This is a genomic window from Kitasatospora sp. MBT66, assembly GCF_000710405.2.
Classification (GTDB): Bacteria; Actinomycetota; Actinomycetes; order Streptomycetales; family Streptomycetaceae; genus Kitasatospora; species Kitasatospora purpeofusca.
Genome location: NZ_JAIY01000008.1, coordinates 225,020 through 225,359, shown reverse-complemented (window position 1 = coordinate 225,359; position 340 = coordinate 225,020). Strand labels below are relative to the sequence as shown.

Here is a 340-nt window from a genome sequence, read left to right as displayed (position 1 = left end):
TGCTGGTCGGCAGCGGCGAGGTGCTGTACGCGCTGGAGGCGGCCGGCGGCCGGGAGCGCTGGCGCTACACGGCGCGGGGCGAGATCGTCGGCTCCCCGGCGGTCGCCGACGGGCTGGTCCACCTCGGCAGCCGGGACCACTCGCTGCACACCCTGGACCTGGCCAGCGGTCAGCTGCGCTGGGAACTCGGCACCAAGGGCGAGCTGACCGGCTCGCCGGTCGCGGTCGGCGGGAAGGTGTTCGTCGGCAGCAAGGACCGCTGCGTGTACGCGCTGGACGCCTTCTACGGCACGGCGGTGCCCTCGCACTGACCCGGACGCGGCGGGGGCACGGGCCCCCG

General features: G+C 75.9%; 1 protein-coding gene. It reads left to right on the top strand.

Annotated elements, in window-relative coordinates:
- On the top strand, window positions 1-311 hold a 311-nt coding region (locus tag BI06_RS22280), incomplete at its 5' end, for a PQQ-binding-like beta-propeller repeat protein (protein ID WP_043470830.1).
- Window positions 312-340 lie beyond the last annotated feature (29 nt).